The sequence below is a fragment of the Arthrobacter sp. C152 genome, assembly GCF_054890965.1.
Map to the genome: position 1 here is coordinate 24,100 of NZ_JBTZSU010000041.1, position 7,687 is coordinate 31,786.

General features: G+C 67.7%; 6 protein-coding genes. 4 read left to right on the forward strand and 2 right to left on the reverse strand.

Annotation, left to right across the window (positions count from 1 at the left end; genetic code table 11):
• Positions 1–33: 33 nt before the first annotated feature.
• Positions 34–1,116 (forward strand): ABC transporter ATP-binding protein, encoded by a 1,083-nt coding sequence (locus ACYSM9_RS19260; protein ID WP_459791381.1) that lies wholly within the window; start codon positions 34–36, stop codon positions 1,114–1,116.
• Between the two features lie 152 nt (positions 1,117–1,268).
• Positions 1,269–2,687, forward strand: a complete 1,419-nt coding sequence (locus ACYSM9_RS19265) for a DUF4032 domain-containing protein (RefSeq protein ID WP_461858564.1) — start codon at positions 1,269–1,271, stop codon at positions 2,685–2,687.
• Positions 2,688–2,690: 3 nt separating this feature from the next.
• On the opposite strand, the gene ACYSM9_RS19270 is transcribed toward ACYSM9_RS19265, so the two are convergent.
• Entirely contained in the window at positions 2,691–4,061 is a 1,371-nt protein-coding gene (locus tag ACYSM9_RS19270; RefSeq protein WP_461858565.1) for an FAD-binding oxidoreductase, read from the reverse strand.
• 185 nt (positions 4,062–4,246) lie between these two features.
• Here ACYSM9_RS19270 and ACYSM9_RS19275 point away from each other — a divergent pair, with 185 nt between their 5' ends.
• Both ACYSM9_RS19275 and ACYSM9_RS19280 read left to right on the forward strand, forming a co-directional pair.
• Positions 4,247–5,980, forward strand: coding sequence for a glycoside hydrolase family 13 protein (locus ACYSM9_RS19275; RefSeq protein ID WP_461858566.1), 1,734 nt, complete (start codon positions 4,247–4,249; stop codon positions 5,978–5,980).
• Position 5,981: 1 nt separating this feature from the next.
• Positions 5,982–7,064: a LacI family DNA-binding transcriptional regulator gene (locus ACYSM9_RS19280; RefSeq protein WP_461858567.1), complete on the forward strand. Its 1,083-nt coding sequence runs from the start codon at positions 5,982–5,984 to the stop codon at positions 7,062–7,064.
• Positions 7,065–7,073: 9 nt separating this feature from the next.
• Here ACYSM9_RS19280 and ACYSM9_RS19285 read toward each other — a convergent pair whose 3' ends face one another.
• The gene (locus tag ACYSM9_RS19285; RefSeq protein WP_461858568.1) at positions 7,074–7,556 is read right to left on the reverse strand and encodes an SRPBCC family protein; all 483 of its coding nucleotides are present in this window, start codon (positions 7,554–7,556) and stop codon (positions 7,074–7,076) included.
• Positions 7,557–7,687 lie beyond the last annotated feature (131 nt).

Consider the following 7,687-nt stretch of genomic DNA (forward strand, 5'->3'; position numbering starts at 1 on the left):
GGCACGTACCTGCCGGTGAAGGGATTGATAACTGTGGCTACAGTTACTTTTGACAACGCTACGCGTCTGTACCCGGGCACAGATAAGCCCGCCGTCGATAAGCTCAACATCGACATCGCCGATGGCGAATTCCTGGTCCTCGTTGGACCCTCCGGTTGCGGTAAGTCCACTTCCCTGCGCATGCTCGCAGGCCTCGAGGACGTCAACGCAGGCCGCATCCTGATCGGCGACCGCGACGTCACCGATGTTCCGCCGAAGGACCGCGACATCGCGATGGTTTTCCAGAACTACGCGCTGTACCCGCACATGACTGTGGCCGACAACATGGGCTTCGCCCTGAAGATCGCCGGCGTTTCCAAGGAAGAGCGCGCCGAGCGCGTCCGTGAGGCCGCCAAGCTCCTCGACCTTGAGCAGTACCTGGACCGCAAGCCGAAGGCACTCTCCGGCGGTCAGCGCCAGCGTGTCGCCATGGGCCGCGCCATCGTCCGTAACCCGCAGGTCTTCCTCATGGATGAGCCGCTGTCCAACCTGGACGCCAAGCTCCGCGTCCAGACCCGCACCCAGATCGCGTCCCTGACCCGCCGCCTTGGCGTCACCACGGTTTACGTGACGCATGACCAGGTCGAGGCCATGACCATGGGCGACCGCGTGGCTGTCCTGAAGGACGGCCTGCTGCAGCAGGTTGACACCCCGCGCAACCTGTACGACCGCCCCAAGAACGTCTTCGTCGCCGGCTTCATCGGCTCCCCCGCCATGAACCTGCTGGAACTTCCCGTGGTCGACGGCGGCGTGCAGTTCGGCGGCACCGTTTACCCCGTGCCGCGCGACGTCCTCGAAGAGGCCCACGGCTCCACGGTTACCCTGGGCACCCGCCCCGAGGACCTGGAGACCGCCCCGCACGGCGAAGGCCTGAAGGTTGAGGTCGACGTCGTCGAAGAGCTCGGTGCCGACGCCTACGTCTACGGCCACACCACGCTGGACGGCAAGGACCACGACATCGTGGCCCGCGTCGACGGCCGCCGTCCTCCGATGAAGGGCGAGTCCATCTACGTCCGTCCGCAGTCGGGCCACGTGCACCTGTTCGACACCAAGACCGGCCTGCGCCTGGGCGACTAGCCAAGAATCCGGTGGTTGAGCCTGTCGAAACCACTGCCTGATCAACCCGGCGGCGGCCCGCACCCTTTCACAATGGTGCGGGCCGCCGTCGGCCGTTAACCATGCCTTGCCGGAATTTAGCCGCCCTGCCCCGAGTACGGAAGAATTGAGCCATGACCGAGGAATACAGCGCCCAGTGGCACAACGAGCCCACCGACTACGAGCAGATCGGCAAACTGCCGCGGTTCGTGGCCGCCAGCGCCGATGACAACAAGGCCGCGTCGGTTTCCTCGAACCTGAACATCACGGCGGCGGCAGCGGATCCCGAACTGCTCGACCTGCCCTGGCACATAGCCCTGGAGGACTGGCCGGCACAGTACCTCGCAGCGCTCCCCCGGGGCATCTCGCGCCACATCGTGCGCTTCGCCCACCTCGGCGGCTCAGTCATCGCCATCAAGGAAACCTCCGAGCACGTGGCGCGGCACGAGTACCACATGCTCCGCAAGCTCGCGCGGCTCGATGTCCCCTGCGTGGAGCCGGTAGCGGTCATCACCGGACGCACCACCCCGGACGGCCGCCCGCTCAACCCGGTGCTGGTGACCCGGCACCTGAAATTTTCCATGCCCTACCGCGCGCTCTTTTCGCAGATGCTGCGCAAGGACACCCTGACCCGCCTCATCGACGCGCAGGCCCTGCTGATGGTGCGGCTGCACCTGATCGGCTTCTACTGGGGCGACGTGTCGCTGTCCAACACCCTGTTCCGCCGCGACGCCGGCGCTTTCGCCGCCTACCTCGTGGACGCCGAGACTGGCGAGCTGTACCCCGACCTGTCCACCGGCCAGCGCGAGTACGACCTTGAAATCGCTCGCGTCAACATCGCCGGCGAGCTCATGGACCTGCTGGATGGCGGACTGATCGAGGAGAAGGTGGACCCGGTGGCCACCAGCGAACTCATCATGGACAGCTACCGCCGTCTCTGGGCCGAACTGACGGAGAAGGAGTCGTTCGAGCTCGGCGAACGGTGGCGGGTGGGGGCGCGGATCCGCCGCCTGAACGAACTCGGCTTCGACGTCGAGGAATACGCCATCAAGACCACCCAGAACGGTGCCACCATCCAGCTGCAGCCCAAGGTGGTGGACGCCGGGCACCACCAGCGCCGCCTGCTCCGGCTCACGGGCCTGGACGCCCAGGAGAACCAGGCCCGCCGGCTGCTGAACGACATGGACTCCTTCCGGGCGGACAACAACCCGGACATGGATGAGGAATACAGCGCCCATCTCTGGGTGAGCCAGATCTTCGAGCCCATCGTCCGGTCCATCCCGAGGGATCTTTCCGGCAAGCTGGAGCACGCCGAGGTGGTCCATGAGGTCCTGGAACACCGCTGGTACATGTCCGAGAAGCAGGAGCGGCACATTCCGCTGGCCGAGGCCGTGCAGTCCTACATCGATTCGATCCTGCGGCACCGGCGGGACGAGGCCGCCATCATGCTGAACCCGGATACCGAGATGCTCAAGATCCTCGAAGTGGAAAACGAGGAGTCGCGGTACGGCGCTGATGAATCCGTGGACGAGTACCCCGACTCCGACGACTGATCCCTAGATCGCCTTCCCTGGGTTGAGGATGCCGGCCGGGTCGAAGAGGTCCTTGATCCTGCGCTGCAGCTCCCGGACCGGCTCCGGCTGCTCCTGGCCGAGCCACCGCAGCTTGTACTGGCCCACCCCGTGTTCGCCGGTGATGGTGCCGCCCATTTCCAGCGCCGCGGTGATGGATTCATCGAGGGCCGCCTGCAGCCGGTCCATCGCCGCCGCGTCGATGTCCGGCTCCTGCCGGTCGATCCAGAAGGTGGGGTGCAGGTTGCCGTCGCCTGCGTGCGCCACCACCTTCAGGTGCACCTGGTGTGCGGCGGCCATGGCTTCGAGCGCGGCCACATAATCCACCAGCCGCGAGCGCGGGACGGCGACGTCCTCACCCACGCGGTACTCGTCATCCACCTCCGCGCCGCGGCTGTGCCGGCGCAGTTCCACCAGCCGCTCCGCCTCAGCGTTTGCCTCTGTGGTGACGGTCGCCCCGCCGTCGCGCAGGACCTGGCGCACCACGTCCGCCTCCGCGCCTGCACCGAACCCATCGGTCTGGACCAGGAGCAGGGCTGAGCCGCGGGCACTGAGGTCCGAGCCATGGATGTCATCGAGCTGGGCCAGCGTGCCGCCGTCGAGCAACTCCATGATGGCCGGCTGGACGCGGGCCTTGCCCACCGCCAGGACACCCGCGGCGGCGAGCCGGAAGTCAGGGTAGAACGCGGCCACGGTGTGCACCTCCCGGGGCAGGTACTTCAGCCGCACGGTGATCCCGACGACGATGCCCAGGGTCCCCTCCGAGCCCACGAACAGGCCAGTCAGGTCATAGCCGGCCACGCCCTTGAAGGTCTGGTGGCCGGTGTGAATGAGCGAACCGTCCGCCAGGACGACATCCAGCGCGAGCACGGAGTCGCGGGTGACTCCGTACTTGGCGCAGCGCAGGCCACCGGCGTTGGTAGCCACGTTGCCGCCAATGGTGGAGCTGCGGAAGCTGGCGGGATCGGGCGCGTACATGAGGCCATGCTGCGCCGCGGCGTCGTTGAGTACGGCGTTGACGACGCCGGGCTCCACAACGGCCGTTTCGTCGTCCGGGTTCAGGGACAGGATGCGGTTCATCCGTTCCAGCGACAGGATGATGCAGTTGCTGATGGCGTGGGCACCGCCGGACACGCCGGTACCGGCGCCGCGGGCCACCACAGCCACCCCCATGTCGGCGCAGGCCCTGACCACGGCCTGCACGTCGGCGATGGACTCCGGAAAGGTGACGGCGAGGGGCAGTTGGAAATCGATGACGGGAGCCTGGTCCACTGCGTAGCGCCGGAGCCCGGCCTCGGTGGTGTCCACCCGGCCGGGGCCGAGGATGCCGCCCAGCTCGTCAACAATGCTTCCCACAAGGCCTCCACCCGTCGTCGTGGTTTTCGCCCAGTTTATGACGCACCATGTCCCGCCGCGGACCGCCCACCCGTGGAAGCGTTTCCAGCCTTTGACGTGCAGGTTTGCATCACACCCTTCCGGGCCCAGCGGGACACATATGTAAGCGTTTTCATTTTTGGCTGCGAAAGCTTATGCTGGCAGGCATGTCTGTCGATACTGTGACCGAGGCCACTTCGCCGGCAACGGGACCCCTCACGCCCATCCACGCTGCCGACACAGCGCCCGGCTGGTGGCGCTCCGCGGTGATCTACCAGGTCTATCCGCGCTCCTTCCGCGACCTCAACGGTGACGGCGTGGGTGACCTCGCTGGCATCACCGAGGAACTTCCCCAGCTCGCGGACCTCGGCGTCGACGCCGTGTGGCTGTCCCCCTTCTACCGCTCCCCGCAGCGCGACGCCGGATACGACGTCAGCGACTACTGCGATGTTGACCCGATCTTCGGAACCCTCGGGGACTTCGACGTCATGATGGCTGAGTCGCACCGGCTGGGCCTGCGCGTCATCGTCGACCTTGTCCCCAACCACTGCTCCGACCAGCACGCAGCCTTCCAGGCCGCCCTGGCCGCACCTGCCGGGAGCCCGGAGCGGGATATGTTCATCTTCCGGGACGGCGTTGGCGAGGGCGGCCACGAACCACCCAACAACTGGCAGTCGCACTTCGGCGGCCCCGCGTGGACGCGCGTTGCGGGGCCGGACGGCCAGCCGGACCAGTGGTACCTCCACCTCTTCGATTCCTCGCAGCCCGACTTCAACTGGGACAACCCAGCAGTGCACGCAGAGTTTGACCGCGTGCTCCGGTTCTGGCTGGACCGCGGAGTTTCCGGCTTCCGGGTGGACGTGGCGCACGCCCTCGTGAAGGCCCCGGGCCTGCCTGCATGGGGCGGCCGGGCCGACGGATCCAGCAGTGACGGCTTCCCCGGCCATGAGGCGCCGATGTTCGGCCAGCCCGCGCTGCACGATATCTACCGGAGCTGGCGCCAGCTGCTGGACGAATACGGTCCGGACCGCATCCTGTGCGCCGAAGCCAACGTCGATCCACTGCCGCGGCTGGCGAACTGGGTGCGTCCGGACCAGATGCACCAGGCGTTCAACTTTCCCTACCTGCACGCGGGACTGGATATCCACCGGCTGCGCGCCGTGGTGACCGATTCCCTGATGGCCCTGGACGCGGTGGGGGCACCGAGCACCTGGGTGCTTTCCAACCACGACGTCGTCCGGCATGCCAGCAGGTTCGGCTACAACGGGCAGGGTCCCCGGGACGGCGACGGGATCGGGCCGCACGATCCCCAGCCGGACACCGATCTGGGCCGCCACCGGGCTGCTGCGGCAACACTGTTCATGCTGGGCCTGCCCGGCGCGGCGTACCTTTACCAGGGGGAGGAACTGGGTCTGCCCGACGGCACCGACATCCCGGAGCACCTGCGCCAGGACCCCACGTTCGCGCGGACCGGCGGCGAGCGGCTGGGACGGGACGGCTGCCGTGTGCCGCTCCCCTGGCGGGCAGCCGAACCGCACCTTGGCTTCGGTGGCGGGGCGAGCCCCTGGCTGCCCTTCCCCGCGTCCTTCGCGCGGCTGGCCCGCGACCTGCAGGCGGGCTCGCCGTCGTCGCACCTCTCCCTGTACCGGGAGATCCTGCGCCGGCGCCGCGCCCTGGACCTGGGCCGCGGCTCGCTGGCCTGGGCAGAGAACTGGTGCACGGGATCCTCGCTGGCCTATGTCAACGGCACTACGCTTGTCCTCATGAACCTCAACCACGACCCCTTGGAGCTGCCCACGGGGCAGGTCCTGCTCCGCAGCGCGTCCCCGGACGATGCCCGGTACCTGGCATCCGGCGAAACGGCGTGGATCAACCTTGAAGCCGGGGCGCCCGCAGACTGACATGGCGGGCATCAAGGACGTTGCCGAGAGGGCCGGCCTGTCCGTCGCCACGGTTTCGCGCGCGCTGGGCGGCAAGGCGAACGTTTCTGCGAGGAGCCGGCAACTCGCTGAGGACGCAGCCCGTGAACTGGGCTTCGTTCCCTCCTACCATGCCGCCAGCCTGGCCTCGGGCCGGAACCATAACATCGGGCTGGTGGTCCCGTACGTGCACCGCTGGTACTTTTCCTCGGTGCTTGAAGGCGTTTCCGAGACGCTGCTGGACGCCGGCTACGACCTCACGCTCTATAACGTCGGGGAGCAGCCGGAAAGGCGCAACAGCGTCCTGAACGACTTCCTGCTGCGTAAACGGCTGGACGCGGTGATCGCCGTTGCCCTGATGCTTGGCGAGGCCGAGATCCAGCAGCTGCTGGCCGTGCACCGCCCGATCGTGGGCATCGGCGGGACCCTGCCCGGTGCCGCATCGATCAGGATTGACGACGAGGGACTGGCGGCACGGCTGACCGGGCACCTGATCGGCCTGGGCCACACCCGGATCGCTCACGTGACGGGAAACAAGGAACTCAACCGGGACTTCAAGCTGCCCGGGATCCGCCAGCGCGGCTACCTGGCCGCCATGGCCGCCGCCGGGCTGCCCGTGCATCCCGACTGGCAGGTCGCCGCGGACTTCACGATCCACGGTGCCTACGCGGCCGCGAGGCAGCTGCTCGGAACGGCAGGCGAACGCCCCACTGCCGTTTTTGCCGCCTCGGACGAGATGGCGTTCGGCACGATACTGGCCGCGCGGGACTTCGGACTCCGAGTGCCGGAGGACCTGTCCGTGGTCGGCATGGACGGGCACGAGCTGGGTGAAACGTTCGGACTGACCACCGTCGACCAGGATCCCCGCGGCCAGGGGAAGCTTGCCGCGTCCACCGCGCTGGCCCTGCTCGAGGGAGGCGGCGCGGCACACAGCGGGGCGGCACTCAGCGGGGACGCGCCCGACGCCGGAGGGCCGGCTTCTGCAGAAAGCGATCGGGAGTACCCCACGAAGTTTGTGATCCGCGCCAGCACCGCGGTTCCGGCCGCCGGCGGCCAGCAGCCCTAAGCGTCCGTCCTAGGCTCCCATGAAGCGGGCGTACCGGGACAGGATGTCGGGCCATGCTTCCGCGTAGCGTGCCCGCGTTGCCGCAGGATCCTCCGCGCCCTCCCAGCCCTCGTGGAAGACGCGGACCTCCGTGCCCCCACCTTCGGGACGGAAAACCACCAGCACCTCGGTGGACCACAGGGCGGTGGAACCTGGGTGCCAGGTGGCGTGGAACGAAAACGGCGGCTGCCAGTCGTCCAGGGTGCCCCAGATGCTGGTCCTGCCGTCATCGGCAGTCTCCAGGATGAGGTTTTCTTCGAACTCCACGTAGGAGCCGGCGCCGTACACCCCGTGGTCCTCGAGCGGCCACCAGAGGTGCGTGTGGTCCGTGAAGCCGGCGAACGCATGGGCCACGCCGCCGGGGACCACAACGGAGTTCACCAGGGGTTCGAGCTCGGCCGCCTCATCCCCGTTCCCGGCAGGCTGCTGTGCGTGGCTGAAGAGGCTGTCCATGGTGCTCAACTCTAGCCCACCGCCGATCCTCCACCGACCCGCGCTCACGTGTGGGTTAAATGCTGCAGGGCCCTGACTGTCGTTGTCAGGGCCCTGCTGAATGTGTGTCCGGCGGTGTCCTACTCTCCCAC

What these genes read in the sequence shown, in the direction of transcription:
- ACYSM9_RS19265 (WP_461858564.1), top strand. Translation starts at nt 1,269, where the DNA reads ATGACCGAGGAATACAGCGCCCAGTGGCACAACGAGCCCACCGACTAC.
- ACYSM9_RS19280 (WP_461858567.1), top strand. Translation starts at nt 5,982, where the DNA reads ATGGCGGGCATCAAGGACGTTGCCGAGAGGGCCGGCCTGTCCGTCGCC.
- ACYSM9_RS19285 (WP_461858568.1), bottom strand. Translation starts at nt 7,556, where the DNA reads ATGGACAGCCTCTTCAGCCACGCACAGCAGCCTGCCGGGAACGGGGAT.
- ACYSM9_RS19275 (WP_461858566.1), top strand. Translation starts at nt 4,247, where the DNA reads ATGTCTGTCGATACTGTGACCGAGGCCACTTCGCCGGCAACGGGACCC.